At 74.0% G+C, this 25,357-nt stretch carries 23 protein-coding genes and 1 pseudogene; 14 read left to right on the top strand and 10 right to left on the bottom strand.

Going from position 1 to position 25,357, the window contains the following annotated elements; translation table 11 throughout:
- The first annotated feature begins 101 nt into the window (after nucleotides 1-101).
- Together ABZ135_RS19600 and ABZ135_RS19595 are read left to right on the top strand one after the other, a co-directional pair.
- Nucleotides 102-1,094: an EamA family transporter gene (locus tag ABZ135_RS19600; RefSeq protein WP_356697378.1), complete on the top strand. Its 993-nt coding sequence runs from the start codon at nucleotides 102-104 to the stop codon at nucleotides 1,092-1,094.
- 64 nt (nucleotides 1,095-1,158) lie between these two features.
- Nucleotides 1,159-1,572: a hypothetical protein gene (locus ABZ135_RS19595; RefSeq protein ID WP_356697376.1), complete on the top strand. Its 414-nt coding sequence runs from the start codon at nucleotides 1,159-1,161 to the stop codon at nucleotides 1,570-1,572.
- Here the strand turns inward: ABZ135_RS19595 and ABZ135_RS19590 are convergent.
- Both ABZ135_RS19590 and ABZ135_RS19585 read right to left on the bottom strand, forming a co-directional pair.
- Nucleotides 1,562-2,224 (bottom strand): FMN-binding negative transcriptional regulator, encoded by a 663-nt coding sequence (locus tag ABZ135_RS19590; protein WP_356697374.1) that lies wholly within the window; start codon nucleotides 2,222-2,224, stop codon nucleotides 1,562-1,564. The two genes, ABZ135_RS19595 and ABZ135_RS19590, sit on opposite strands and share 11 nt — an antisense overlap.
- Nucleotides 2,225-2,234: 10 nt before the next feature.
- Nucleotides 2,235-2,966, bottom strand: a complete 732-nt coding sequence (locus tag ABZ135_RS19585; RefSeq protein WP_356697372.1) for a pyridoxamine 5'-phosphate oxidase family protein — start codon at nucleotides 2,964-2,966, stop codon at nucleotides 2,235-2,237.
- Nucleotides 2,967-3,001: 35 nt separating this feature from the next.
- Between ABZ135_RS19585 and ABZ135_RS19580 the strand changes: the two genes are divergently transcribed.
- A complete protein-coding gene (locus ABZ135_RS19580) occupies nucleotides 3,002-4,333 on the top strand; it encodes an aminotransferase class I/II-fold pyridoxal phosphate-dependent enzyme (RefSeq protein ID WP_356697370.1) in 1,332 nt (443 codons plus the stop codon).
- Between the two features lie 123 nt (nucleotides 4,334-4,456).
- Nucleotides 4,457-4,728: pseudogene (locus tag ABZ135_RS19575) on the top strand (LysR substrate-binding domain-containing protein); the annotation flags it as partial.
- A 48-nt stretch (nucleotides 4,729-4,776) separates the two neighbouring features.
- Here the strand turns inward: ABZ135_RS19575 and ABZ135_RS19570 are convergent.
- Nucleotides 4,777-5,244 carry a pyridoxamine 5'-phosphate oxidase family protein gene (locus tag ABZ135_RS19570; protein ID WP_356697368.1) on the bottom strand — a complete coding sequence of 156 codons (468 nt, stop codon included), beginning with the start codon at nucleotides 5,242-5,244 and terminating at the stop codon, nucleotides 4,777-4,779.
- Nucleotides 5,245-5,321: 77 nt separating this feature from the next.
- Here ABZ135_RS19570 and ABZ135_RS19565 point away from each other — a divergent pair, with 77 nt between their 5' ends.
- Nucleotides 5,322-5,999, top strand: a complete 678-nt coding sequence (locus ABZ135_RS19565; protein ID WP_356697366.1) for an isochorismatase family protein — start codon at nucleotides 5,322-5,324, stop codon at nucleotides 5,997-5,999.
- Here the strand turns inward: ABZ135_RS19565 and ABZ135_RS19560 are convergent.
- Nucleotides 5,986-6,432: a Rieske (2Fe-2S) protein gene (locus ABZ135_RS19560; protein ID WP_356697364.1), complete on the bottom strand. Its 447-nt coding sequence runs from the start codon at nucleotides 6,430-6,432 to the stop codon at nucleotides 5,986-5,988. The genes ABZ135_RS19565 and ABZ135_RS19560 overlap by 14 nt on opposite strands.
- 213 nt (nucleotides 6,433-6,645) lie before the next feature.
- Here ABZ135_RS19560 and ABZ135_RS19555 point away from each other — a divergent pair, with 213 nt between their 5' ends.
- The 3 genes from ABZ135_RS19555 to ABZ135_RS19545 all read left to right on the top strand — a co-directional run bounded on the left by ABZ135_RS19555 (nucleotide 6,646) and on the right by ABZ135_RS19545 (nucleotide 10,934).
- Nucleotides 6,646-8,223: an SDR family oxidoreductase gene (locus ABZ135_RS19555; RefSeq protein WP_356697362.1), complete on the top strand. Its 1,578-nt coding sequence runs from the start codon at nucleotides 6,646-6,648 to the stop codon at nucleotides 8,221-8,223.
- A gap of 4 nt (nucleotides 8,224-8,227) precedes the next feature.
- Nucleotides 8,228-9,634 carry a deoxyribodipyrimidine photo-lyase gene (locus tag ABZ135_RS19550; protein WP_356697360.1) on the top strand — a complete coding sequence of 469 codons (1,407 nt, stop codon included), beginning with the start codon at nucleotides 8,228-8,230 and terminating at the stop codon, nucleotides 9,632-9,634.
- Nucleotides 9,635-9,716: 82 nt separating this feature from the next.
- The gene (locus tag ABZ135_RS19545; protein WP_356697358.1) at nucleotides 9,717-10,934 is read left to right on the top strand and encodes an MFS transporter; all 1,218 of its coding nucleotides are present in this window, start codon (nucleotides 9,717-9,719) and stop codon (nucleotides 10,932-10,934) included.
- 59 nt (nucleotides 10,935-10,993) lie between these two features.
- Here the strand turns inward: ABZ135_RS19545 and ABZ135_RS19540 are convergent, their stop codons facing one another.
- The 4 genes from ABZ135_RS19540 to ABZ135_RS19525 form a co-directional block, all read right to left on the bottom strand.
- The gene (locus ABZ135_RS19540) at nucleotides 10,994-11,677 is read right to left on the bottom strand and encodes an adenosylcobinamide amidohydrolase (protein ID WP_356697356.1); all 684 of its coding nucleotides are present in this window, start codon (nucleotides 11,675-11,677) and stop codon (nucleotides 10,994-10,996) included.
- 102 nt (nucleotides 11,678-11,779) lie between these two features.
- Nucleotides 11,780-12,463 (bottom strand): hypothetical protein, encoded by a 684-nt coding sequence (locus tag ABZ135_RS19535; RefSeq protein WP_356697354.1) that lies wholly within the window; start codon nucleotides 12,461-12,463, stop codon nucleotides 11,780-11,782.
- Nucleotides 12,464-12,527: 64 nt separating this feature from the next.
- On the bottom strand, nucleotides 12,528-14,030 hold the full coding sequence (locus ABZ135_RS19530; RefSeq protein ID WP_356697352.1) for an FAD-dependent monooxygenase: 1,503 nt from the start codon (nucleotides 14,028-14,030) through the stop codon (nucleotides 12,528-12,530).
- A gap of 18 nt (nucleotides 14,031-14,048) precedes the next feature.
- Nucleotides 14,049-14,930 (bottom strand): NAD(P)-dependent oxidoreductase, encoded by an 882-nt coding sequence (locus ABZ135_RS19525; protein ID WP_356697350.1) that lies wholly within the window; start codon nucleotides 14,928-14,930, stop codon nucleotides 14,049-14,051.
- 268 nt (nucleotides 14,931-15,198) lie between these two features.
- Here ABZ135_RS19525 and ABZ135_RS19520 point away from each other — a divergent pair, with 268 nt between their 5' ends.
- Complete coding sequence (locus ABZ135_RS19520; RefSeq protein WP_356697348.1) at nucleotides 15,199-15,528, top strand: helix-turn-helix transcriptional regulator; 330 nt, start codon at nucleotides 15,199-15,201, stop codon at nucleotides 15,526-15,528.
- Here the strand turns inward: ABZ135_RS19520 and ABZ135_RS19515 are convergent.
- Together ABZ135_RS19515 and ABZ135_RS19510 are read right to left on the bottom strand one after the other, a co-directional pair.
- A complete protein-coding gene (locus tag ABZ135_RS19515; RefSeq protein WP_356697346.1) occupies nucleotides 15,507-16,766 on the bottom strand; it encodes a Cmx/CmrA family chloramphenicol efflux MFS transporter in 1,260 nt (419 codons plus the stop codon). The two genes, ABZ135_RS19520 and ABZ135_RS19515, sit on opposite strands and share 22 nt — an antisense overlap.
- A gap of 96 nt (nucleotides 16,767-16,862) precedes the next feature.
- Nucleotides 16,863-17,450, bottom strand: coding sequence for a TetR/AcrR family transcriptional regulator (locus ABZ135_RS19510; protein WP_356697344.1), 588 nt, complete (start codon nucleotides 17,448-17,450; stop codon nucleotides 16,863-16,865).
- A gap of 311 nt (nucleotides 17,451-17,761) precedes the next feature.
- Between ABZ135_RS19510 and ABZ135_RS19505 the strand changes: the two genes are divergently transcribed.
- From ABZ135_RS19505 to ABZ135_RS19485, 5 genes are all read left to right on the top strand, one after another.
- On the top strand, nucleotides 17,762-21,724 hold the full coding sequence (locus ABZ135_RS19505) for an amino acid adenylation domain-containing protein (RefSeq protein WP_356697415.1): 3,963 nt from the start codon (nucleotides 17,762-17,764) through the stop codon (nucleotides 21,722-21,724).
- Nucleotides 21,725-21,955: 231 nt separating this feature from the next.
- Nucleotides 21,956-22,180: a tautomerase family protein gene (locus ABZ135_RS19500; protein WP_356697342.1), complete on the top strand. Its 225-nt coding sequence runs from the start codon at nucleotides 21,956-21,958 to the stop codon at nucleotides 22,178-22,180.
- Between the two features lie 65 nt (nucleotides 22,181-22,245).
- Nucleotides 22,246-22,992 (top strand): arylmalonate decarboxylase, encoded by a 747-nt coding sequence (locus ABZ135_RS19495; protein ID WP_356697340.1) that lies wholly within the window; start codon nucleotides 22,246-22,248, stop codon nucleotides 22,990-22,992.
- Nucleotides 22,993-23,100: 108 nt separating this feature from the next.
- Nucleotides 23,101-24,327, top strand: coding sequence for an MFS transporter (locus tag ABZ135_RS19490; protein ID WP_356697338.1), 1,227 nt, complete (start codon nucleotides 23,101-23,103; stop codon nucleotides 24,325-24,327).
- Nucleotides 24,328-24,566: 239 nt separating this feature from the next.
- Nucleotides 24,567-25,277 (top strand): TetR/AcrR family transcriptional regulator, encoded by a 711-nt coding sequence (locus ABZ135_RS19485; protein WP_356697336.1) that lies wholly within the window; start codon nucleotides 24,567-24,569, stop codon nucleotides 25,275-25,277.
- The last annotated feature ends 80 nt before the right edge of the window (nucleotides 25,278-25,357 follow it).

The raw sequence follows: 25,357 nt of genomic DNA, 5'->3' as shown, positions 1-25,357 counted from the left end.
AGACCGGACTCGGGCGGGCCGACACGGCCCCCGAGTGGTTCGTCGCTGCCCGCCCGCGGAGCGAAGCGACCACCCATCCCGTCTTCACGCGGAGAACACACGTGTCGAACACCCATGGTTCCGCCCTGTCCACCGGGCGGAGCCTCACCTACCTGATCGTCGCCGGACTCGCCTGGGGCACGGCCGGCGCCGCCGCCTCCCTGGTCTTCCGGGCCAGCGACATGGGCCCGCTCGCCCTCTCCTTCTGGCGCTGCGCCGGCGGGCTCGTCCTGCTGCTGGGCGTGCTCGCGCTGCGCCGGGAGCCGCGGGCCGCCACGCGCCTCGGGGACGCGGAACCGCGCCGGCGGAGGCTCGTCCGCATTCTCGGCACGGGGATCGGCCTGACCGTCTTCCAGAGCGCCTACTTCGCCGCGGTCGAGGCCACGGGCCTCGCCGTCGGCACCGTCGTCACCCTCGGCGCCGGGCCCGTGCTCATCGCGGTCGGCGCCCGGCTCCTCATGGGCGAGCGGATCGGGGCCGGCGGAGCCGCCGCCGTCGCCGGGGCGCTCGCCGGGCTCGGCGTCCTCGTCCTCGGCGGCAAAGGCGCCGACGTCCGGCCGCTCGGCGTCCTCCTCGCCGTCGTGTCCGCCGCCGGTTACGCCGCGATCACCCTGCTCACCCGCCGGCTCGGCCGCGACGGCGGCGGCGCGGACGCGCTGTCGACCACCACGTGGTCCTTCGCCGTCGGAGCGGTCGGACTGCTGCCCATGGCCGCGGCCGAAGGGCTCCTGCCGCACACCGACGCCCCGGTGCGGCTGCTCGCCCTGCTCGTCTACGTGGCCGCCGTGCCGACCGCCCTCGCCTACGCCCTGTACTTCGCCGGAGCGGCCGTCGTCCGCGCCGCGACCGTGTCGGTGATCATGCTCCTCGAACCGGTGAGCGCGGCGGTCGTCGCGGTCGCCCTCCTCGGTGAACACCTCACCCCGGCCACCCTCGCCGGCACCCTGCTCCTGCTCGTCGCCGTCACCGGCCTGGCCTTCGCGGAGGCCCGCACGGCGGCGGAACGCAGGCGGGAGGGGCAGGCGGTGGCGAGGATCCCGGTGCGGGCGGAATAGAGCGGCGCCGGGCCGTCGCTGTCCTTGACCGACGGAGCGTCGACTCCCCGAAGGAGCGCCTTTCATGGAACGGACGACGGCACCGGCTCCCCTCCCGCGCGGCACGAGGGTGCTGACCATCGGGCTGCACCCCCGGGCCCTCGACTACAGCCGGATGCCCGAGGGCCTGGACGAGGCGGCGATGGCCGCCCGGATCGAGGCGGGCCACGCCTTGGTGCGGGAGGCGGGCTTCGACGCCGTCTCCTGTCTGATCGACGGGGACCCGGACGGAGCCGAGCGTGCCGTCCGCGCGCACCTGCGGGACCGGGAGTTCGGGCTCGCGATGATCGGCGGCGGGGTGCGGATGCTGCCCGAGCACACCCTGCTGTTCGAGCGGATCGTCGACGTCCTCGGCGAGGCGGAGCCCAGGATCCGGCTCTGCTTCAACACGTCGCCCGAGGGCGTCGTCGACGCGCTGAAGCGCTGGGTCAGCGGCTGAGGCCGGCCGGCCCGGCGGTGCGGCGGCGGGTCTGGTGGGAACGGGCCGCCGCGTCGCCGGGGCCGTCGCGGTCGGCGAGGTGGGCGGACACGCGGTCCTGGACGTCCTGCGGCTTGTTGCCCGCGTACTTGAACTTCGCCCGCACGTCGGTCACCTCCAGGCGCAGCACCCGGATGCCGGGCAGCATCCGGCCGAAGGGCGCCTCGCCCACGCGGACGGGGGCGGTGCCGCCCTCCGGCTGGAAGTGGGCGACCTGCCGGTCGAGCAGGGCCGCCTTCTCCTCGGGGTCGTCGACCACGTGCGCGGTGCAGCGCAGTTGGACGGCCGCGTAGTACGAGGTGGGGGTGCCGTGCTCGGAGGGCGCTCCGGCCGGGGCCGTCCAGTGGCCCGGTACGAACACGTAGTCGTCGACCACGCTCAGCAGCACGGTCGGGTTGCGTTCCAGGTCCCGCCAGAGCGGGTTGGGGCGCGCCAGGTGGGCGATCGCCTGACCGTACGGGCCGCGCTCGGGCTCGTACCGGAAGTGCGTCGGCTGCACCCACGGCGGCTCGCCGGGGCCGCCGTTGACCGCGAGCTGCCCGAAGTCGTGGGCGGCCAGCCAGGTCCGCCACTCGCGCTCGTCGTGGGGCGCGTCCCAGGGGTGGATCAGCACGGCGGGGTCCTCAGAGGGCGGCGAGGTAGTCGGGCAGGGCGATCGCCGGGTCGAGGTCGGCGGCCGGGATCGGCGTGCCGTAGCCCCGCTGGACCGGGATCACCCCCGACCAGTGGGGGAGTCCGGCGTCGGCCGGGTCGTCGTTGGGGCCGCCGGTGCGGACCTTGGCCGACACCTCGGTGAGGTCGAGGCGCAGTACGGCGGTCGCGGCGATCTCCTTGGCGTTGGCCGGGCGGGAGTCGGCGGAGCGGCCGGGCACGACGTGGTCGACGAGCGCGTCCAGCGCGGTGCGGAGCTCCTCGGGGTCGGTGACCTGGTGGGCGGTGCCGTGCACCACGACCGAGCGGTAGTTCAGGGAGTGGTGGAAGGCGGACCTGGCCAGCACCAGGCCGTCCACGTGGGTCACCGTGAGGCAGACCGGCAGGCCGGGCGCCGCCTCGCCGCGACCGGCCGCCCGCAGCGGCCGGGAGCCGGTCGAGCCGTGCACGTACAGGCGCTCGCCGACCCGGCCGAAGAGGGTGGGCAGGACGACGGGCGCGCCGTCGCGGACGAAGCCGAGGTGGCAGACGTAGGTCTCGTCGAGTATCGAGTGGACCAGCTCGCGGTCGTAGGAGGCGCGCTCGCGGGACCGGGTGGGGACGGTCCGCTCGGTCGGCTCGTAGGAGGGCCTCTCGGTTCCGCCACCGGTTTCCGTTCCGGTGCCGATTCCGGTTCCGGTGGCGGGGGCCGTCGCGTCCGTCATTGCATCTCCCATTGCACTAGTGCATACTTTGCTTTGTGCTAGGAGAGTATCGGATCGAAGGTCGTCGCGCATCGGAGATCGCCGCGAGCGTGGAGCGCGGGGTCGGCTCCGGGCAGCTCACGCCCGGCCAACTGCTGCCACCCATGCGGGAGTTGGCCACTTCCCTCGGCGTGAACCCCAATACGGTCGCGGCCGCCTACCGCACCCTGCGCGAACGCGGGGTGATCGAGACGGACGGCCGGCGCGGCAGCCGGGTGCGGCCGGCGCCCGCCACGACGGCACGCGGTTCCCTGCGGGTCGAGGCCCCCGAGGGCGTCCGGGACGTGAGCGGCGGCAGCCCGGACCCGGCCGTGCTGCCGCCGCTCGGCGCGGCCCTCGCCGAGGTCGCGCGCGAGTACGCCGAGCGGCCCCCGATGTACGGGGAGGCGCCTGTCGACGAGGAGTTCGCGCGGCTCGCGCGGGCCGCCTTCGACGAGGGCGGGGTCCCCGCCGGGCCGGTCGGCGTCGCCTCCGGCTCGCTCGACGCGGTCGAGCGGGTGCTCGCCGCCCACCTGAGGCCGGGCGACGCGGTCGCCGTGGAGGACCCCGGCTGGGGCAGCCTCCTCGACCTCGTACCGGCCCTCGGGCTGCGGCCCGTGCCGGTCGCCGTCGACGACGAAGGGCCCCTGCCCGGCGCCGTGGCCCGGGCGCTGAAGGCCGGGGCGCGCGCCGTGATCGTCACCGACCGGGCCCAGAACCCGACCGGTGCCTGCGTCACGGCCGGGCGCGCCGCCGAGCTCCGGGCGGTCCTCGACGACCACCCGGACGTCCTGCTCATCGAGGACGACCACGGGCACGGCATCGTCGCGCAGCCCCTGCATCCGCTCGCCGACGGGCGGGGCAGGTGGGTCTTCGTGCGCTCGGTGGCCAAGGCGTGGGGTCCCGACCTGCGGATCGCGGCCTTCACCGGGGACCCGGAGACCGTCGACCGGGTCCTCGGGCGGCAGCGGCTCGGTCCCGGCTGGGTCAGCCGGCTGCTCCAGCGGGCCGTGGTCCATCTCTGGGCCACGGGGGCCGTCGACCCGTCGGCCGTGGCCGCCTCCTACGGCGCGCGCCGCGACGGACTCGTCCGCGCGCTCGCCCGGCGCGGGGTCGAGGCGCACGGGCGCAGCGGGATGAACGTGTGGGTGCCGGTCGCCGACGAGACCGGCGCCGTGGCCCGCCTCCTGTCGGCGGGGTGGGCGGTGGCGCCCGGGGCCCGGTTCCGGATGGAGGCGGGCCCGGCGATCCGCGTGACCGTCTCGGGCCTGGCTCGCGCCGACATCGAACCGCTCGCCGACGCCGTCGCCCACGCGGCCGGCCCGGCCCCGGCCCGGAGCTACGGCTGAGGGGCGGGGCCCGGCCCGGCCGCTCGCGCGCCCCACGCCGGGCCGCCGCGGCGCACGGCTCGCACCGGGAGGCCGCCGAGCCGTACGGCTGCCACGACCGGCTGGCCTTCCCCCCCGCTCCCAGGCATCGAACCCCGCATCGCCCATGTCGCCGGCGACCACCGCACCCAGCTCGCCCTCGTCGCCGCCGGCCTGGGCGTCTGCGTCACCCCGCGCCTCGGCCGGCCGCCGACGATGGACGGGGTCGCCTTCGTCCCGTACGGCAGCCGGTGTGGCGGCACCTCTACCCCACCTGGCGCACCGGCGCCGGACGCCGGCCGTCCATCCGGGCGGTGGTCGACGCGCTGCGCGCGGCGGGATCCGCGGGGCAGGGCCGACCGGACGGAACCCCCTAGAGCGCGCCCCCTGGAGGAACTTTCTGGCGGAACCCCCGGAGGAACCCTCTAGAGCGAGGCCAGTTTGCGGAAGTCCCAGGACGCCACGGCGTCCGGGGTCAGGCGCAGCCAGGCGTGCCGCCCGTCGTGAGGCAGGGCGTCGAGGCCGAAGTTCTTGGCGGCGAAGAGCCGCTCGGGGGTCTCCAGTTCGGGGCAGGGCAGGCCGGTGCGCGGCGCCTCGCCGACGAACTCCACGGTGCCCGAGAGCTCCACCCCGCGCAGCTCCCCGTACTCCTCGCCGTCGTCCACCACGACGGCGATCCGGGGCCGGGCGCGCAGCTCGGCCCAACGGCGGCTGCGGGTCAGGGAGTAGAGCCACATCGAGGTGCCGTCCCAGACGAACCAGAGGGCGCTGACGTGCGGGCGTCCGTCGGCCGACACGGTCGCGACCCGGCAGGTGCGCTGTTCGGTGAGGAAGGTGTCGAGCTCCTCCGGGGTCATCATGATCCGGCGTCCACGGCGCTGTGCGACGGTCATCGTCCGCACCCTTCTGGATTTCTGATGGAGTGTCAGAAATCATGGGGGCTCCGCCGCCGCGGTGCAAGGCACCGAACATGGCGGGCGACAGCGAGGAGGCCACCGTGACGCGGTCGGAACGGCTCAGGGAACAGCTCGCCCCCGACGGCACCGTGCTGCTCACCGTCGAGTGCCAGGAGGGCGTCGTGGGCCCGGTCAGCGCCCTGCCCGAACTCGCGGCCGCCGCCCGCGCGTCGGGCGCCCTGCGCAATGTCGCCCGGCTGGCCGCCGCCGCCCACGCGGCCGGCGTGCAGGTCCTGCACGCCGTCGCCGAGCGCCGGCCCGACGGGCGCGGCGCCAACCGCAACGCGCGCCTCTTCCGCGCCGCCGCCCGCCTCCCCGTACAGCAGCACACCGGAAGCGCCGCCGTACGGATCGCCCCACCGATCGAGGTGGCCGAGCAGGACCTCGTCGTCCGGCGCCTGCACGGGCTCTCGCCGATCGCCGGCACCGACGTGGACGCCCTGCTGCGCAACCTCGGCTGCCGGACGCTGGTCGTCACCGGCGTGTCCGCCAACGTGGCGATCCCCAACGCCGTCTTCGACGCCGTCAACCTCGGCTACACCGCCGTCGTGCCCGGCGACGCCATCGCGGGGGTGCCGGCCGACTACACGCCCGCGATGATCCGCCACACCCTCGCCCTCGTCGCCACCGTCACGACCACGGACGAGGTCCTCGGCTGCTGGAAGGCACCCCGCGGGGTCAGCCGAGCCTGATCGCGTCCCCGATCACCTCGACCGGGACCGGCTCCAGGGGCTGGGTCGCCGGCCCCTTCTTCACGCTGCCGTCCGAGGCGTCGAAACGGCTCTGGTGGCAGGGACAGACGATCACCCCGTCGGCCACGCTGCCGACGTGACAGCCCTGGTGCGGGCAGCGCGACGAGTACGCCTTGAACTCGCCCGCCTTCGGCTGCGTGACGACCACCCCCCGGTCGGCGAGCACCTTGCCGCCGCCCACCGGGACCTCATCCGTGCGCGCGAGCGGCGCCTCCTGCCCCGTACCGCCGGACGCGTCCCCTCCGCCGGAGGTCTCCCCGCCGCCCGAGGCGTCCTTGCCGTCCTGCGCGGTCCCGCCGCAGCCCGCGAGGGCCGCCACCAGCCCCGCCCCGCCCGCCGCCGCGACGACCGCCCTGCGCCCCACACCACTCATACCGCACCCTTTCGGATCACCGGAGTCCGCCCGTACGCGCGCCATGGTGGCGGATGGAACGGCCCCGCGCCATGAAAACCGGAACGGCGCATCCGACAGAGCGACGAAAGGGGAAGGACGGAAGGGAGCGGAAGAGACCGGAAGAGACCGGCACAGCCCGGAAGAGAGCCGAGGGGACACCACCCCCGTACCCGAGAAGGAGCCCCAGCGGCCATGGCCCCACCCCAGTCCGGCGACACCGCCGGCGCCCTCTGCCTGGTCACCGGCGCGGGCGGCTACATCGGCGGACGACTCGTCCCCGAGCTCCTCGACGCCGGATACCGGGTGCGCTGCCTCGCCCGGACGCCGGCCCACCTCCAGGACCACCCCTGGGCCGACCGCGTCGAGATCGTCCGCGGCGACGTCACCGACGCCGACACCCTGCGGCCGGCCCTCGACGGCGTTGACATCGCCTACTACCTCGTCCACTCGATGGGCTCCGGCAGCCGCTTCGAGGACACCGACCGGCGCGCCGCCCGCACCTTCGCCGCCGAGGCCCGGGCCGCGGGCCTGCGGCGCATCGTCTACCTCGGCGGCCTCACCCCGAGCGGCGTGCCCGAGGAGCGGCTCTCGCCCCACCTGCGGTCCCGCGCCGAGGTCGGCCGGATCCTGCTCGACTCCGGCGTCCCGACCACCGTCCTCAAGGCCGCCGTCGTCATCGGCTCGGGCTCGGCGTCCTTCGAGATGCTGCGCTATCTGACCGAACGCCTGCCGGTGATGGTGACCCCGAGTTGGGTCGGCACCCGCGTGCAGCCGATCGCGGTGCGCGACGTGCTGCGCTGCCTCGTCGGCAGCGCCGCGATGCCGGCGGAGGTGAACCGGAGCTTCGACATCGGCGGGCCGGACGTCCTCACGTACCGGGAGATGATGATCCGGTACGCGGCCGTCGCCCGCCTGCCGCGGCGGCTCATCGTGTCCGTCCCCCTCCTCACCCCGCGTCTGTCGAGCCAGTGGATCGGACTCGTCACCCCCGTGCCCGCCTCCCTCGCCCGTCCGCTGGCCGAGTCCCTGCGGCACGAGGTGGTGTGCGCCGAGAACGACATCCGCGCGTACGTCCCCGACCCGCCGGGCGGCCCGCTCCCCTTCGACCGGGCGCTCCGACTCGCCCTCCAGCGGGTCCAGGACGCCCAGGTCACCACCCGCTGGTCCTCCGCCTCGCTGCCCGGAGCCCCCAGCGACCCGCTGCCCACCGACCCCGACTGGGCGGGCGGCAGCCTCTACGCGGACGAACGCACCCGCACGGTCGACGCCGACCCGGCCCGGCTGTGGCGGGTCATCGAGGGCGTCGGCGGCGAGAACGGCTGGTACTCCTTCCCCCTCGCCTGGGCGGTACGGGGCTGGCTCGACCGGCTCGTCGGCGGCGTCGGCCTGCGCCGGGGGCGCCGCGACGCCCAGCGTCTGCGGGTCGGCGACGCGCTCGACTTCTGGCGCGTCGAGGAGATCGAACGCGGCCGGCTGCTCCGGCTGCGCGCCGAGATGCGGCTCCCGGGACTCGCCTGGCTGGAGATGCGCGCCGAACGCGACGCCACCGGACGCACGCGCTACCGGCAGCGCGCCCTGTTCCACCCGCGCGGGCTCGCGGGGCAGCTCTACTGGTGGGGCGTGTCGCCCTTCCACGCGGTCGTCTTCGGCGGCATGGCGCGGAACATCGCGCGGACCGCCGAGAAGGCGGCGAGGGCGGATGCTCCCGGGCCGGGCGGCGTGGGGCCCGCGCGCACCGGCTCGTCCCCTTCCGGCCCGTCCCGGAAGTGAGGTCATGAACCTCCCCGTTACCGTCCCCGCCCCCGCCGTCGTCCTGTTCACCTCCGACCTCCGCGTCCACGACCATCCGCCGCTGCGCGCCGCCACCGCCGGCGGACGGGAGGTCGTCCCGCTGTTCGTCCGGGACCCGGCCGTCGACCGGGCCGGCTTCGCCGCGCCCAACCGGCTCGCGTTCCTCGCCGACTGCCTCGCCGACCTGGACCGCTCCCTGCGGGAGCGCGGCGGCCGGCTGATCCTGCGCACCGGGGACACGGTGGCCGAGGTGTGCGCCCTGGTACGGGAGACCGGGGCCGGAGAAGTGCACCTGGCGGCCGGATACTCGGCCTTCGCCCGCGCCCGCGAGGAACGGCTGCGCCGCGCGCTGGCGGCGGAGCGGTGCCGGCTCCATGTCCACGACGGCGTGATCACCGCCGTACCGCCCGGAGATCTCACCCCCCAGGGCTCCGACCACTTCGCCGTCTTCACCCCCTACTTCCGGCGCTGGACCATCGAGCCGCTGCGCGCGCCCCTCGCGGCGCCCCGGGCGGTGCGGGTGCCGCCCGGGACGCGCTCCGAGGAGCCGCCCGCGCGGGCGGCCGTGCCGGGCGTGTCCGAAGGGCTCGCGGCCGGCGGCGAGACGGAGGGCCGCAGGCGGCTCCGGTCCTGGACGGCTCGGCACGCCGACGCGTACGGGGAACGGCACGACGACCTCGCGGGCGACACCACCTCGCGGCTCTCGCCCCATCTGCACTTCGGCACCGTCTCCGCCGTCGAGGCGGTGCACCGGGCGCGCCGGCACGGTGGGGCCGGTGCGGAGGCGTTCGTACGGCAGTTGTGCTGGCGGGACTTCCACCACCAGGTGCTGGCCGCGCGGCCCCGAGCCGCCACCGAGGACTACCGGCCCCGCCACGACCGGTGGCGGCGCGGGCCGGAGGCCGAGGCGGACCTGGCGGCCTGGCGGGAGGGCAGGACCGGCTATCCGCTCGTGGACGCGGCCATGCGGCAGCTCGCGCACGAGGGCTGGATGCACAACCGGGGCCGGCTGGTCGCCGCCTCCTTCCTGACCAAGACGCTGTACGTGGACTGGCGCGAGGGCGCCCGCCACTTCCTGGACCTGCTGGTCGACGGCGACGTGGCGAACAACCAGCTCAACTGGCAGTGGGTGGCCGGCACGGGCACGGACACCCGGCCCAACCGCGTGCTCAACCCGGTCCGGCAGGGCCAGCGGTACGACCCGGAGGGCGCGTACGTACGACGCTGGGTGCCCGAGCTCGCCGGGCTCGGCGTGCGGGAGGTGCACGAGCCGTGGCGCGTCACCGGGCCCGCGCGGGCGGCCCTGCCCTACCCGGAGCCGGTGATCGGCCTCGCGGACGGCCTGGCGCGGTTCCGTGCCGCCCGGGAAGGGGCGACCGCCCGCGCCTGACGCAGGCGGTCGCGGTGCGCGGGCTGGGCGATCCGCGCGAGGCCGGGGACGTCGCCCAGCAGATTTCTCGCTCGGTGACGGGGTGTCGCACGCCGCGCTGCCGCTGCTCGCGTTGACGTTGACGCGGAATCCGATGGCGCTCGCCGTCGGCGCGGCCGCAGGGACGCTGCCGTGGCTGCTCTTCGGGGTGCTCGGCGGTGCCCTGGTGGACCGCTGGGACCGTCGGCGCACGATGTGGATCACGGACGCGGCACGTGCGGTGCTGCTCGCGATACCGGCGGCAGCGGCCGTGCTCGACGGCCTGAGCATCCCGCTGCTCGCGGCCGTCGCCTTCCTGCTCGGCCTCGGCGGACTCTTCTTCGACACGGCCGCCACGGCCTATCTGCCGGATCTGCTCGGCCGCGACCCCGCACTCCTGGAGCGCGCCAACTCCCGGCTGCGCGGCGCCCAGACCGCCATGTCCGGCTTCGCGGGGCCGCCCGCGGGCAGTGCCCTGCTCGCGCTCGGACGGGCGGTTCCGCTGCTCGCCGACGCGGTGTCGTTCCTGGTCTCCGCACTGCTCGTCCGGTCGCTGCCCGCCATGCCCCGGCCCGTGCCGGAGGCCCGCGAGCCGCTCCTGCGGCAGGCGCGGGCCGGCGCCGCGTACGTCTTCCGGGACCGGTTGCTGCTCGGGCTCGCGCTCCGCCCGGCGGTCGGGAACGTCGCCTTCCTCGCCGTGGAGACCGTCCTCGCCCTCTTCGCGCACGAGCGCCTCGGCATCGACACCTACGGCTTCGGCCTGCTCCTCACGGCGGAGGCCACCGGCGGCCTGCTCGGGGCGGGCATCGCCTCCCGCCTCGGCCGACGCCTCGGCACCGGCACCGCGCTGACCTGCACCGCCACCGTCGAAGGGCTGGCCATCCTGGGCCTGGCCGCTGCCCCGAACCCATACGTGGCCGGGTTGGCGCTCGCCGTCTGCGGGGCCGGCATGGGCGCCACGATGGTGCTCGCACCCTCCCTCCGGCAGGCGATCGTCCCGGCCCACCTCATGGGCCGGGTCGCCTCCACCTCCCGCATGCTGGCCATGTGCGCCGCCCCCCTCGGGGCCTTCCTCGGCGGCTGGCTGACCACCGCCCACGACATCCGCACCCCGCTCTACGCCGCCGCCGGCCTCCTCCTGGCGATGACCGCCGTCACGGCGTCCATGACCGGCAACCGCCGGATCGAGGCGGCGCTGCGTGCCGCCGCCGCCCCGGCCGGCGGTCCGGATCACGCTGCGGCCAAGGATCCCGCCCCGGAGAAGGCACCCGAGGTGCGGTGACGCTTGCCGCGAAGGCGTCACCACGACGTCACTCGGCTCGAACAGTGCGCTGCCGGGCCTCAGTCGCCCCGTGCGAGCGCCGCCGCGCATGCCTCCCGGGTGGCCCGGTGCACGGCGCGGGCCACGCGGGCGCCCCAGAGGGAGCGGGGGCCGGCGAAGGGCTCGGGCTCGGTGTCGCCGGTGGCCGGGCAGGCGACGCAGACCGCGTCGGTGGGGGTGCCGGAGGCGTCGGCGCCCAGTTCCACCAGCGCCTGGACCTTGGCCTCGGTGGCCGTGGCGACCGCGTTGACGAGGGCCGCGTCCGTGAGCGGAACGGGGAGCGACACGATGATGTTGACGGTGCCCGGGCGCGGCGGGCCGACCGTGCCCGTCCCCTCGTCCGGGACCGCGGCCCAGCCGCGTACCCCGATGCCGGCCGTGACCACGGCCTCGGCGCCGCCGTCGGCGGCGCAACGGCGGTCGGCGACCGGGGCGGCCGTCATCAGGCCCACCCCGGCACCTTCCAGGCCGGCCCGCGCGGCCAGGGCGCGCAGATGGGCGACCGGGTCGAGGCGGGCGTACCCCGGGGGCACCTGGGCGTTGACCACCCAGGCGCGCTCGCCGATGCCGCCGCCGAGGACGGCGCTCGACACCATGCGGGTGCCGGGTCCCGGCGCCCACACCAGGAGCGGCCAGCGGCGGCCGTCCTCCTCGTGCCCGAGCAGGACGGCGTCGGCCAGGGCGGGGGCGGGTGCGACGGGCACCGGGACGGGAACGGGGCCGGGAGGGCCGGCGGGTCCGGCGGGTCGGAGAAGCACCCCGCACCCTAACGCCTTCCCGATCGCCTCAGCTTCACCGCGTCAGCTTCACCGCGTCAGCTTCACCGCGCAGTGCACCTCGTCGTCCTTGAACAGGTCCGAGTCGAACACCTTGTTGGTGGCGATGGCCGTCTCCCCGTGCGCGCACGGGGATGTGGAGGGCAGGACCACATTGCGGCGCACGTCGGTCAGGATGTCGCGGATCCTGTGCGTGGCGTCCTTCGCCGCGCAGGCGGCCTCCGCCACGGCCTGGCCGGACACCTTGACGCAGTCACCGATGCGGATGCCCGGGCCGCCGCCCTGACCCACGTCGGAGGGGTGGGGCCCCGTGAGCCTGCGCAGGCAGGCGTATCCCGCGGCCGGCGGATCGGTGCCGCGCTCCGCGAGGGGGAGGGCCCGGAGGCCGGCGGGCACGTCGACCAGGAAGTCGGTGTCCTCGGGGCACTGGCTCCGGGAGAGCTCGTGCGCGACCTGCGTGTCCCAGCGGCTGATCACCTTGCCGAGTGCGCCGGGCGCCGTGCAGGGCACCTCGCGGTAGACGTCCTCGCCCTGCCCGCCCTCGACGGGCGCCGCGCACTCGCCGTACCCGAGGAACTTCGCGCCGTACGGGGGGAGTGCGGAGGCGCTGGGCGAGGCGTCCTCGCCGTTCAGCCCGTCCGTACCGGCCTTGCCGCAGCCGGTGAGCAGCAGGAGGGCGACGGCCGTCCCCGTCATGATTGTTCTGCCGCGCATGACCCTCAGCCTAACCGGCGGCCGGGGCCTCGCGCAGGCGTTCCGAAGCCCGGCACGTCCCGCGTCACGCCGCGCCCAGCCAGCGCGTCAACTCCTCGGCCAGCTCGGCCGGATCCGGCTCCGTGTCCGTCGCCGCCCAGGCCAGATAGCCGTCCGGGCGGCACAGCACCGCGCGCCAGGGCGGCGCGGTGCCGTCGGCGTCCAGGACGCGGACGGTCCGCAGTCGGCCGGTCCAGCGGTCGGAGAGGCCGGCCGGGAGGGTCGTCACGTCCGGGGCGAGCAGGAGCAGGGGAGTGGCGTCTTCCAGGAGGTCGGCCGTGGTTCGCGGCCCGTCGTCGGTTTTGAAGGTGTGGTTCGGCAGGAAGGTGCCGGTGAGGGGGTCGGTGCCCGGCCGGGGGTAGTGGATGCTCTGTCCGCTGATCTCGCCGGCGGTCGCCGCCCGCGCCTCCGGCACCTCCATCAGGCGCCCGAAGTAGGCCCGGAGCGGCTCCTGTTCGGGGCGCGGGTCCATGAGCGCGGCCTGGGCGCGGGTGTTGGCGACCACGGTGAGCGCCACCGGCCGCCGCTCGTCGGTGTAGGTGTCCAGGAGTGCGGCGGGGGCGTCGCCGCGCGCGACCAGGCCGAGCTTCCAGCCCAGGTTGAAGGCGTCCTGGAGACCGGTGTTGAGGCCCTGGCCGCCCAGCGGGGCGTGGACGTGCGCCGCGTCGCCGGCCAGCAGGACGCGGCCGTGGCGCGGGGAGCGGTAGGTGTCGGCGACCCGGGTGAAGTCGCTGAAGCGGGAGCCGTACGTGAGATCCCGCATGGGCAGCTCCCGGCCGAGGACCCGAGCGGCGGTCAGGCTCAACTCCCGTAGCGTCACCGGCTGTCCGCGGTTCGGGAACGGGCGGCTGAAGTCATGGGTCAGCACCCGGCTCTGCCCCCGGGGGTTGATGTTGATCAGAGTCGAGCCCTCGGGGCCGCGCGCCCAGCCGCCGGGCGCGCCGGCCGGGTCGAGAAGACGTACGAGGCCGATGACCCCGCTGAAGGACGGCTCGGTGGTGGTGACCGGGATGCCCGCCTGCTCCCGCACGGTGCTGCGGGCCCCGTCGCAGCCGACGACGTAGTCCGCCTCCAGGGTGCGGGCGGTGCCGTCCGGGGCGAGCACCTCGACCTCCACCCGGTCAGGGTGCTCGGTCAGCCGGTGCACGCGCAGTCCTCGGCGTATCTCGGCGCCCAGCGCGCGGGCCCTGGCCTCGAAGGCCGCTTCGAGGGCGGACTGCGGCTGGTTGAGGATCGGCGGCCCTTCGGCCGTGGGGCTGGTGATCGTCAGGAGCGGCAGCCCGGCGAAGTGGAAGCCGGTGCGCTGCCACAGGTCGAGCCGGCCGGGCCGGGGCAGCCGCAGCACGCCCCGGCGCAGCAGGGACTGCACGGTACGGGCGTGCAGGGTGCCGGCGCGCGGGGCGTCCCGGATCCGGTCGTGCTGTTCGAGCACGATCGTGTCGACGTTCCGCAGGGCCAGCTCGGCCGCGAGCAGCAGGCCCACCGGCCCGCCGCCGACGACGAGGACGGTCGTGCCTTCGTTGATCATGGCGGGAGTCCGGTGTCCTCACGCGTCGGCGTCGAAGCTGGCGAACCAGCCGGCGGCCATGTCCTTGTCGCCGTGCCCGAGCCGGGCGGCCCGCTGGAAGCGGCGGTGGCCGGCCTCGGTGGCGTCGAGCCGGACGCCGACCCGCTCGGCCGCCTCCAGGACGAGCCGGGCGTCCTTCTCGGAGTTGTCGATGGAGAACTGCGGGGTCCAGTCGCGGCCGAGGATCGCGGCGGACTTGCCCTGGAAGAAGCCGCTGTCCATGGGGCCGCCGGAGACGACGTCCACGAAGTGCCGCGGGTCGACGCCGAGCCGGTCGGCGAGCGAGAGCGCCTCGCCCACGCCGTGGGTGAGGGCGCCCACCCAGGTGTTGAGGACCAGCTTGAGGCGGCTGGCGGCGCCGCTCGTGCCGTCCTCGCCGACCCAGACGGTCCGCGAGCCGATCGTGTCGAACAGCGGCTGGACGGTGGGCCGTACGCTCTGCGGGGCCGCGGCGAGGACCACGAGCTGGCCCAGCTCGGCCGGCCGGCGCGAGCCCTGGACGGGCGCGTCGACGAAGACGAGACCGGCCTCGTCGGCGAAGGCGGCCAGCTCGTCGACGACCTCGCCCACGGTGCTGATCTGCACCCAGACGGTGCCCCGGGCCAGCTTGGGCGCGGCCGCCCGGACGGCCTCCAGGACACGGGGGCCGTCGTTGAGGACGGTGAGGACGACGTCGGCGCCGTCCACGGCCTCGGCGGGGGTGGCGGCGACCTGGACGCCGTCGGCGGTGAGCGCCTCGGCCTTGGCGCGGGTGCGGTTCCAGGCGCGGACCGTCAGGCCGGACGCGGCGAGGTTGCGGGCGACGGGGGCGCCGATGATGCCGGTGCCGAGGACTGCGATGACCGGCTGTGCGGAGGTCATGTCCGTACTCCTAGAGGGTGGTTCGGGTGGACGCGGGGCGGCGCGGGTGCGGAAGCGGCACGGTGGTCCGAGGCGCGGCGGTCCGACGCGCGGTGGTCGGACGCGCGGTGGTCGGACGCGCGGGGCGTCGGAGGCACGCCGCCGACGAGCCGTGACGACGAGGTGGCGGTTCGAAAATTTTCGTACCCGAGTACCTTAGGCGGGTCCCGCACGCGTCCACAACGTGTTCCCGCGGGTATGTCACCTGTCCGAGGACGAGAGGCCCCCGATGCCCGTCGAGCTGTTCCACCCGCCGCTGGAGGCCGTCGAACTCGACGCGGTATACGCGGCGTTGGCCGACCGGCACCGCCGCGGTGTGGTGGTCCGGCTGGCCCGGACCCCGGACGACGAGGTCGCCTGCACGACGCTGGACGTGCCGGGCGCGAAGTCCACCCGCTCGTACCACTGGAAGGTGCTCCGCGAGGCGGGACTGATCCTCCAGCGCAGCACCGGGACCGGCATGCTGCTGCGGCTGCGGCCGGACTTCGAACAGCGCTTCCCCGGCCTCCTCGGCAATCTGCTCAGCCTGGAGGGCGGTCACGGCGCGCCGGCCCCCTGATGCGGCGAGGCGGCGGCCGGCGTCGTGGTGGGCGGTGCCGGTACCGCGGCGGGGAGTGATGGCTCCGCCGGTCCGGGCGCGGCGCCCGTGGCCGCCGCCCGCCGGTGCAGCAGGCCCGACACGAGCGCCGTGCCCAGGCCCGCCACCGCGAGCACCGCCCCGGACCAGACGGGCGCCGTGTAGCCGAGGCCGGCGCCGATCACGCTGCCGCCGACCCACGGGCCGATCGTGTTGCCCAGGTTGAAGGCCGAGGTGTTGGTGGTCGTGGCGAGCGTCGGCGCCCGGCCGGCCTCGCGCATCACCTGCGCCTGGAGCGCCGGGTTGATGGAGAAGGCGGCCAGACCGAAGGCCAGGACCGTCACCACCGTGGCCGCCCTGCTGTGCGCGGCCACCGCCAGCAGGACCAGCACCAGCGCCATCGCCGAGATCCCCGCGTACAGGTTGGGCAGCGGATGGCGGTCGGCGAACCGGCCGCCGACGACGCTGCCCGCGAAACACCCCACGCCGAACAGCGTCAGCAGGACCGGCACCGCCGACTCGGAGAAGCCGCCGACGTCGGTGAGGAGTTTCGCCAGATAGCCGAAGCAGCAGAAGATCGCCGCCTGGGTCAGCATCGAGGTGGAGAGCGCCACCCACACCCGGGGGTTGCGGAAGGCCGACAGCTCCGCGCGCACTCCGGCGTACGGGCCGTTCGGCATGCGCGGCACCAGGAAGAGGACGCCGAGCAGGGCCAGCACCGCCAGCGCGTCCACCGCCCAGAAGCTGGCCCGCCAGCCGGCGTGCTGGCTGAGGAACGTGCCGGCCGGGACGCCGAACACATTGGCCACGGTCAGTCCGGCGAACATGATGGCCAGGGCGCGGCCGCGGCGCTCGGGGCCCGCGAGCTCGACGGCCACCACCGACCCGATGCCGAAGAACGCGCCCTGCGCGAGGGCCGCGATGACGCGGCCGGCCATCAGCACGCCGTAACCGGGGGCGAGCGCGCCCATCGTCTGGCCGAGCACGAACAGCAGCAGCAGACCGACGAGCGAGGTCTTGCGAGGGACGCGGAGGGTCGCGACGGTGAGGGCCGGGCCGCCGACGACCACGCCCAGCGCGTAGCCGGAGATCAGCCAGCCGACGGTGGGCACGGACACCGAGAGGTCGCGGGAGAGTTCGGGCAGCAGCCCGGAGATCATGAACTCGGTGGTTCCGATGCAGAAGACGCTCAGGCCGAGCACATAGACGGCGAGGGGCATCGCGCCGCTCCTCCTTCGGTCGTGACCGGATTTTGAATCATCGTTCCAGAACGTGCGCGAACGAAAGGCCGACCGTGAGGTCGGCCCGGGGAGGCGTCAGGGGGCGGGCGGAAGGATCTGGTCCACGAGGGAGGTCAGCGTCGCGCGGTCGCTCACCTTGCCGAGCACCCGCAGCCCGTACATCGAGTTGAGCAGATGGACGGCGAGCACCCGCGGCTCCTGGTCCTTCGGCATCGAGCCGTCGCGCTGGCCCTGCTCGACGCTGACACGCAGTGCCGTCTGCATCCGGGCGAAGGTGGTGCGGACGTGCTCGGTGATCTCCGGATCGCGGCCGGCCATCTCCATCGCGGTGTTCACGACGAGACAGCCGCGGTGCTCGGGAGCCTCCGCCGTCTCCTCGTCGACGACGCTCATCAGGACCGCGCGGATCCGCTCGCGGGCCGGTCCTTCGCCCTCTTCGAGCAGACCGACCAGGCGACTGGTGTGCTCCGCGTCGTACCGCCGGAGCGCCGCCTCGAAAAGGCCGCGCTTGCTGTCGAAGGTGTTGTAGAGGCTGCCGCGGCCAAGTCCCGTGCTGTCCACGAGGTCTTGCGCCGACGTTCCGGCGTAACCCTTGTCCCAGAACGTGGCCATCGCCGCGTCCAGTGCGTGGTGGAGGTCGAAGCTCCGGGGGCGAGGTGACATGCCGCCAGGTTAGCGGTTCTGGAACGATTGTTAAAATTCAATGGCGCGGCGTGACGACCGGCCGGACGGTGTGATTACCTCAACTCGTCGACGCGGCACCGAGTGTCCCGGACCGCACCGGGGACTCGTGTACGCCTGACCGGCACGGGAGATCGACCACTTCCCCGTCGCCGGGGCCGCGAAGACCCGGTCCGCCCGTCACCGACGGGAGGACGCGGGGGAGAGCCCTGTTCGTCAGGGCAACAACGTCGTTTTCATGGGGGATCACCTTGTCACCCGTTCAGTCCGTTGCGCCCCTTTACGGCTTACGCCTGGAGGACGGGGCCTGCCTGCCCAGCCTTCTGGAGCAGCAGGCCATGGCGCGGCCCGAGGACATCGCCGTCGTCTCCGACGACCGCAGCCTCACCTACCGGGAGCTCACCGACGCCAGCGGCCGGCTGGCCGTGCACCTCTCCGGCCTGGGCGTCTCGATCGACACCTGCGTCGGCCTCTACACCGAGCCGTCGCTGGACCTGATGATCGGGGCGTGGGGAATCCTGTTCGCCGGGGCCGCGTATCTGCCGCTCTCCCCGGAGTACCCCGAGGACCGGCTCCGCTACATGATCGAGAACAGTCGCACCGGGGTCGTCGTGACCCAGGAACACCTGCGGGAGCGGCTCGCCGCGCTCGCCCCGTCCGGCACCCGCATCGTCACACTCGCGGACCTCCCCGACGCCCCTCTCGACGGCGTACCGCCCTGCGGCGCCGGAAGCACCGGCGACAGCGTCGGCGCAAGCACCGTCGGAGGCACCCCCGGAAGCGCCGCCGCCACGACCGCCGCCGCGGCCGCCGCCGTGACGACCATCGCCGCGACCGAGCCGGAGCCCGGCCCCGACCACCACCGGACGGGCCCGCGGCCGGACTCCCTGGCGTACGTCATCTACACCTCGGGCAGCACCGGCAAGCCCAAGGGCGTGATGATCGAGCACCGCAGCATCGTGTCCCAGGTGCGCTGGATGCACTCCTTCGGCCACCTCGGCAGCCACGTCACCGTCCTGCAGAAGACCCCGATGAGCTTCGACGCGGCGCAGTGGGAGATCCTCGCCCCCGCCGCCGGAGCGAAGGTCGTCGTCGGCGCGCCCGGCATCTACCGCGACCCCGAGGCGCTCGTCGCCGCCATCAGGCGCCACCAGGTCACCACCCTGCAGGGCGTGCCCACCCTGCTCCAGGCCCTGGTCGACCTGGACGAGTTCCGCGCCTGCACCTCCCTGCGCCGGGTGTTCTCCGGCGGCGAGGCGCTGTCCCAGCGGCTCGCCCGGTCCCTGCTGACCGAGCTGCCGTGGATCTCGCTGGTCAACCTGTACGGCCCCACCGAGACCACCATCAACGCCACCGCGTGCCTGGTGGACCCCGACTCCCTCGGCGACGGCTCCGGCTCCGTCTCCGTGCCGATCGGCGTGCCCGTCGACAACACGACGTGCTTCATCCTCGACGAGGAGCTCCGGCCGGTCGACATCGGCACCACCGGAGAGCTCTACATCGGCGGCGTCCAGCTCGCCCGCGGCTATCTGCACCGCGACGACCTGACGGAGGAACGATTCATCCCGTCGCCGTTCGTCCCGACCGAGCGGCTCTACAAGACCGGTGACCTCGCCTACTGGAACGAGGACGGCACCATCACCTGCGTCGGCCGCGCCGACAACCAGGTCAAACTGCGCGGCTACCGTGTCGAGCTCGACGAGATCTCCCTCGCCATCGAGGAGCACGCCTGGGTCCGCCGCGCCGCGGCCGTCGTCACCGACGACCCGCGCACCGGCTTCCAGAACCTGGTCGCCTGCATCGAGCTCAACCCGCGCGAGGCGGCCCTGATGGACCAGGGCAACCACGGCGGCCACCACCAGTCCAAGGCCAGCAAGCTCCAGGTCAAGGCGCAGTTGTCCAACCCGGGTCTGCGCGAGCCGCGGGAACTGTCCGGCCGGCCGGTCCTCGGCCTGCCCGGCAAGGAGGGCACCGAGCAGCAGCGCCGGGAGACCTTCGCCCGCAAGACCTACCGCTTCTACGAGGGCGGCGAGGTCACCCGGGAGGACATCCGCCGACTCCTCGCGCCGCCGCCGGCCGGCACGCTGACCCGCGGCCTCGACGAACTGACGCGGGACCAACTGGGCGAGCTCCTGCGCTGGTTCGGGCCCTTCCGCAGCGCGGAGCGGCTCCTTCCGAAGTACGCGTACGCCTCGCCCGGCGCGCTGTACGCCACCCAGATGTACCTGGAGATCAGCGGCGTCGCCGGAGTGGAGCCGGGAGTCTACTACCACCACCCGGTCGACCACACCCTGGTGCGGATCACCGGCACCGACCTGACGGGCCCCGCCCTGAACGTGCACTTCGTCGGCAAGAAGCGCGCCATCGAGCCGGTCTACGCCAACAACATCCAGGAGGTCCTGGAGTTCGAGACCGGTCACATGCTCGGCGTCTTCGAGGAGGTGCTGCCCGAGTACGGACTCACCATCCGCCCCGCCGGCTTCACCCCCGCCGTCAAGGACCGCCTCGACGTCGTCGAGGAGGACTACTACCTCGGCACCTTCGAGGTGTACCCGAACGACGGCGTGCCCCGCCGGGACCCGACCGAGATCTACGTCCAGGCCCACCCGGGCCGGATCGCGGACCTGCCGGCCGGCCACTACCGCTACCACGAGGGCGCGTTCGAGCACGTCTCGGACGAGCTGATCCAGCGCCGGCACGTCATCGCCATCAACCAGGCGGTGTACGACCGGGCCTCCTTCGGCATCACCGCGATCAGCCGCGCCGAGGAGCCCTGGCTCGCATACGTCGCGATGGGCGCCAAGCTGCACCGCCTCCAGCGCAACGGGCTCTCCCTCGGCTTCATGTCCTCCGGATACAGCTCCAAGTCCGGCAACCCGCTGCCCGCCGCCCGGCGGATCGACGAGATCCTCGCCTCCATCGGCACCGAGACCGGCCCCTCGTACTTCTTCCTCGGCGGCAGGGTCAGCGAGGAGCAGCTCCTGAGCGAGGGCATGAACGAGGACGCCGTCCACACCAGAGGCCCGGCCGAGATCATCAAGGACGAGCTGGCCGGCTTCCTGCCCGATTACATGATCCCCAACCGGGTCCTCGTCATGGACGACCTGCCCCTGACCGCCAACGGCAAGGTCGACGTCAAGACCCTCGCCGCGAGCGAGCAGGTGCGCTCCGCGGGCAGCGGCGCCCCCTATGTCGCCCCGGCGACCGCCCACGAGCGGTGGCTCGCCGACGTGTGGGGCACGGCCCTCAAGTACGAGGACGTGTCGACCGAGGACGACTTCTTCGCGGCCGGCGGCAACTCGCTGATCGCGGTGGCCCTGGTCAACCGGATCAACCGGGAGTTCGGCACCCGGCTGCCGCTCCAGGTCGTCTTCGAGGCACCCCGGCTGCGCGACCTGGCCGCCCGCATCGCGGACGGCTCCGACACGCCCGTCTCGCGCCTGGTCAAGCTGCACGACGACACCCCCAAGGGCGCCGAGGGCGTCACCACCCCGGTGTTCTGCTGGCCCGGCCTGGGCGGCTACCCGATGAACCTGCGGCTGCTCGGCCGCGAGTCCGGCCTCGGCCGGCCGTTCTACGGAGTCCAGGCGCACGGCATCAACGAGGGCGAGGAGCCCTATCCGACCGTCCAGGAGATGGCGGCGGCCGACGTCGCCGAGATCCGGCGGATCCAGCCCGAGGGCCCCTACCTGCTGTGGGGCTACTCCTTCGGCGCCCGCGTCGCCTTCGAGGCCGCCTGGCAACTGGAGCAGGCCGGCGAGAAGGTGGAGCAGGTGCTGCTGCTGTGCCCCGGCAACCCGAAGGTGAGGGCCGCCGAGGCCGACCGCCACGGCCGCGAGGCCGCGTACACCAACCCCGCCTACGTCACCATCCTCTACTCGGTCTTCGCCGGCTCGATCAGCGGCCCCGAGGTCGAGGAGTGCCTGGCGGCCGGCCGCGACGAGGACGGCTTCGTCGCCTTCGTCCACGACCGAATACCCGCCCTGGACGAGCGGCTGATCCGCCGGATCACCCGCATCGTCGGCGAGACCTACGAATTCGAGTACAACTTCCGGGAACTGAGCGAGCGCCGGCTGACCGCGCCGGTGACGGTCTTCAAGGCGACCGGCGACGACTACTCGTTCCTCGAGGGCAGCTCCGGCTACTCCGCCGCCCCCGCCACGGTCGTCGACCTGCAGGGCGACCACTACAGCGTCCTCAAGGAGCGCGGCATCGCCGAACTGGTGACCGCCATCCGGGCCCGGCTCGCCGTCTAGCACCCGTCGGTCGGCCGGTTGGTCGGCCAGTCGGTCCACCGGTCCGTCGACCGGCCGACCGGCTGGCTGGTCGGTTGGCCGGTCGGCCGGTCACCGGCCGCCGGCCCCGGTCGCGCCCGCCCCTTCCGACCGACTTTCAGGCCGCCGTTACGGCGACCCCTTCGTAGCCCTACGCGCCCCTGCGCGCGCCACCTCATCGAACCTCCGGATCTGGAGTCCCTCGTGCCGCACGTGGACATTTCCTACTACGACCGGGAATTCACCGACGAGCAGAAGGACCGGCTGGCCAAAGCCCTGTCCGACGTCGTCGTCGAGCACTTCTCGACCTACGACGGAGCCGTCTCCATCTCCCTGCACCCCGTGGACCGGAAGGACTGGCAGGACCAGGTCCTGGCGCCCCGGATCACCGGTCTCGCCGACCGGCTGATCAAGGCGCCCGACTACCGGTCCGCGTGACCGCCCCGTCCGCAGCCCCGTCCGCCGCCCCGGTCCACCACCCGAACAACCGAGAGGCACCCGCAATGACCGACTCCCTCGGCCCCCGACTCAAGGTCGGCGTCGTCGTCCCCTCGACCAACACCTCGGCCCAGCCCGAGCTGGAGGCCCTGCGCCCCCACCAGGTCACCAACCACATCGGCCGCATGGTCATCGGCGACGACTCGATGGTCGACGAGCCCGGCTTCGACCACGTGATGCACAGCATCCGCAACTCCACCCACCCGGCGATCAAGAGCGTCGTGAGCTGCAACCCCGACACCGTGATCATCGGCGTCTCGCCGGAGAGCTACTGGGACGGCCCCGACTCCCACGAGCGGGTCCTCGCCTCGATGCGCGAGGCCGCGGGCGGCCTGCCCGTCGTCATGAGCCCCGACGCGATCAAGGCCGCGCTCGGCGTCTACGGCGCCCGCCGGATCGCCGTCATCACGCCGTACCTGCCCCTCGGCGACGACTCCGTCAGCCGCTTCTTCAAGGACAGCGGCTACGACGTCGTCCGCATCCAGGGCCTCGGCATGCCCAGCCCCGCGAAGATCTCGCACGTCTCCGAGACCGAACTCCGCGACGTCATCAAGGCGATCGACGGCCCCGACATCGAGGCCATCGTCCAGGTCGGCACCAACGTCGCCATGTCGCACGTCGCGGCGGTCGCCGAATTCTGGACCGGCAAGCCCGTGATCTCCAACAACACCGTCCTGTACTGGCACGCCCTGCGCCAGAACGGCATCCAGGACCGCGTCCACGGACACGGCTCGCTGCTCTCCGAGCACTGACCCACGGCCCACCCCTGTCCCCGTTCAGTCCGACCCCTGTCTGACCCTGTCTGACCGATGGCCGCGGCCCGTCCCGAGCGGCGGGCCGCGCCAAACTGGAGAATCCCCGTGACCAGCACCGGCAGTAGCGAAGCGACCGCAACCGCACTGCGCCCCCAGCAGGCGCCGTCCGAGGAACGGCTTCCCATCCTCAAACTCCTCGCGTTCACCGCCGCGGGCTTCCTCGCGATCATGACCGAGACGATGCCGGCGGGCCTGCTCCCGCAGATCGGGCGCGGCCTCGACGTGTCCGAAGGACTGGCGGGCCAGCTCGTCACCCTGTACGCCATCGGATCCGTCGTCGCCGCGATCCCCGTGATCGCCGCGACCCGCAGTGTGCGGCGCCGCCCGCTGCTGCTGGCCGCCGTCGGCGGGCTGTTCGTCTTCAACACCGTCACCGCCCTCTCCACCCACTACGGCGTCACGCTCGGCGCCCGCTTCGTCGCCGGCATGGCCTCCGGCGTGATCTGGGGCCTGCTCGCCGGTTACGCCCGGCGCCTCGTGCCCGAACACCTCCAGGGCCGTGCCCTCGCCGTCGTCGGCGTCGGCCAGCCCATCGCGCTGACCGCCGGCGTCCCGCTCGGCACGTACCTGGGGTCGATCACAAGCTGGCAGGGCGTCTTCTGGATCATGTCCGCCGTCGCGCTCGCCCTGATGATCTGGGTGCGCGCCCTGGTGCCGGACTTCGCCGGCCAGGCCGCCGAACAGCGCCGGCCCATCCGCGAGATCTTCGTGACGCCCGGCATCCGGCCCATCCTCGCGGTGATCTTCCTGTGGATCCTGGCCCACAACATCCTCTACACCTACATCTCGCCGTTCATGAGCAAGGCGGGCCTCGGTGAGCGCGTCGACGTGATGCTGCTGGTCTTCGGCGCCACCGCGATCGTCGGCATCTGGCTCACGGGCATGTTCGTCGACCGCAAGCTGCGCTTCCTGACCCTGGTCAGCCTGGCCGGCTTCGCCGCGGCCTCGCTGGTCCTCGGCATCGGCTACGACTCGCCGGTCGCCGTGATCGTCGGCGTGGTCGCCTGGGGCCTGACCTTCGGCGGCGCCCCGACCCTGCTGCAGACCGCCATCGCGGACGCGGCGGGCGACGGCGCCGACGTCGCCCAGTCGATGCTGGTCACCATCTTCAACCTGGCCGTCGCGGGCGGCGGCGTGGTCGGCGGCCTCCTCCTGGAGTCCTCCGGCGCCACGTCGTTCCCGTGGGTGCTGCTCGCGCTCGCCGTCCTGGCCTTCGCGATCGTCGGCACGGCCAAGGCGGGCTTCAAGCCCGGCAGCCGAGGGGCCGCCTGACGACGAGTCGTCCGCCCGTCTCGTACGTCCGTCCCGTACATCCGTCGCGGACCTCCGTCGCGTACGTCCGGAAGCCCGGCCCCGGCAGGGAGGGGGCCGGGCCTCCGGCGTGCCCGGGGTCCGGCAAACACGACAGGCATGTTTCGTTGCCCGCGTTTCCGTACCGCGGGCCGCCCCGGTGCGAGACGATGGCGCTCCCCACATCACCGACCCGTCCCCGACCCGACCCGGAGCGTACGATGCAGCCGCTGACGCGTCCGCGCATCGTGGCGGCGGGGCTGCGTGTGCTGGAGCGCGAGGGCGTGACCGGCCTCAGCATGCGCAAGCTCGCCGGCGAACTCGGCAAGGCCCCCGCGGCCGTCTACAAGCACGTGAGCGACAAACGCGAGCTGATGTCCCTGCTGTTCGACGAGGTGTCCCGGCGGATCGAGTTGCCGGATCCCGGCGACGATCCCCGTACGGCCATCGTGGAGGCGGCGCAGAGCGCGCACCGGGTCCTGGAGGAGCACGGCTGGATCGCCACCGAGATGCTCGACGGACCGCTGCTCGGCGCCACGTCCATGCGCCTCTCCGAGTTCATCCTGGACGCCCTGATCCGGGCCGGCCTGACCGACGCGCAGGCCGCGCGCCTGCACATCGCCATCTGGGACTACCTGGTGGGCCACCTGGTCGCCGCCCGTGCCGGGGCACCGGGCCTGCTTCCCCGCCCGACCGCGAGCGCGGACGGCACCGAGGACTATCCGACCGTACGCCGGGTCGCCCCCCTCATGGCCGGGATGACCGACCAGGAACGCTTCGCGGCGGGGCTGCGCGTCCTGCTCGACGGGGCCTTCGCGGAGGTGTCCGCTCCCCGCGAGGCGGAGGCGGCGGTGGGTGAGCGAGAGGCGCCGGGAGGACGGGAGGCACGGGGCACGCAGGGGGAGTTGGGCACACAGGACGTGCCTGGGTAGCGGGCGGCCGACGGGGGTTGGGGCGGCGCTCGGGTGGCAGGGCCCGTACGGGCTGCGGGCTGTGTACGGGTCCGTGGGCC

This window comes from Streptomyces sp. NPDC006339 (assembly GCF_040612775.1).
Taxonomy (GTDB): Bacteria; Actinomycetota; Actinomycetes; order Streptomycetales; family Streptomycetaceae; genus Streptomyces.
The sequence above is the reverse complement of the archived record's forward strand: the minus strand, read 5'-3'. Positions and strand labels throughout refer to the sequence as shown.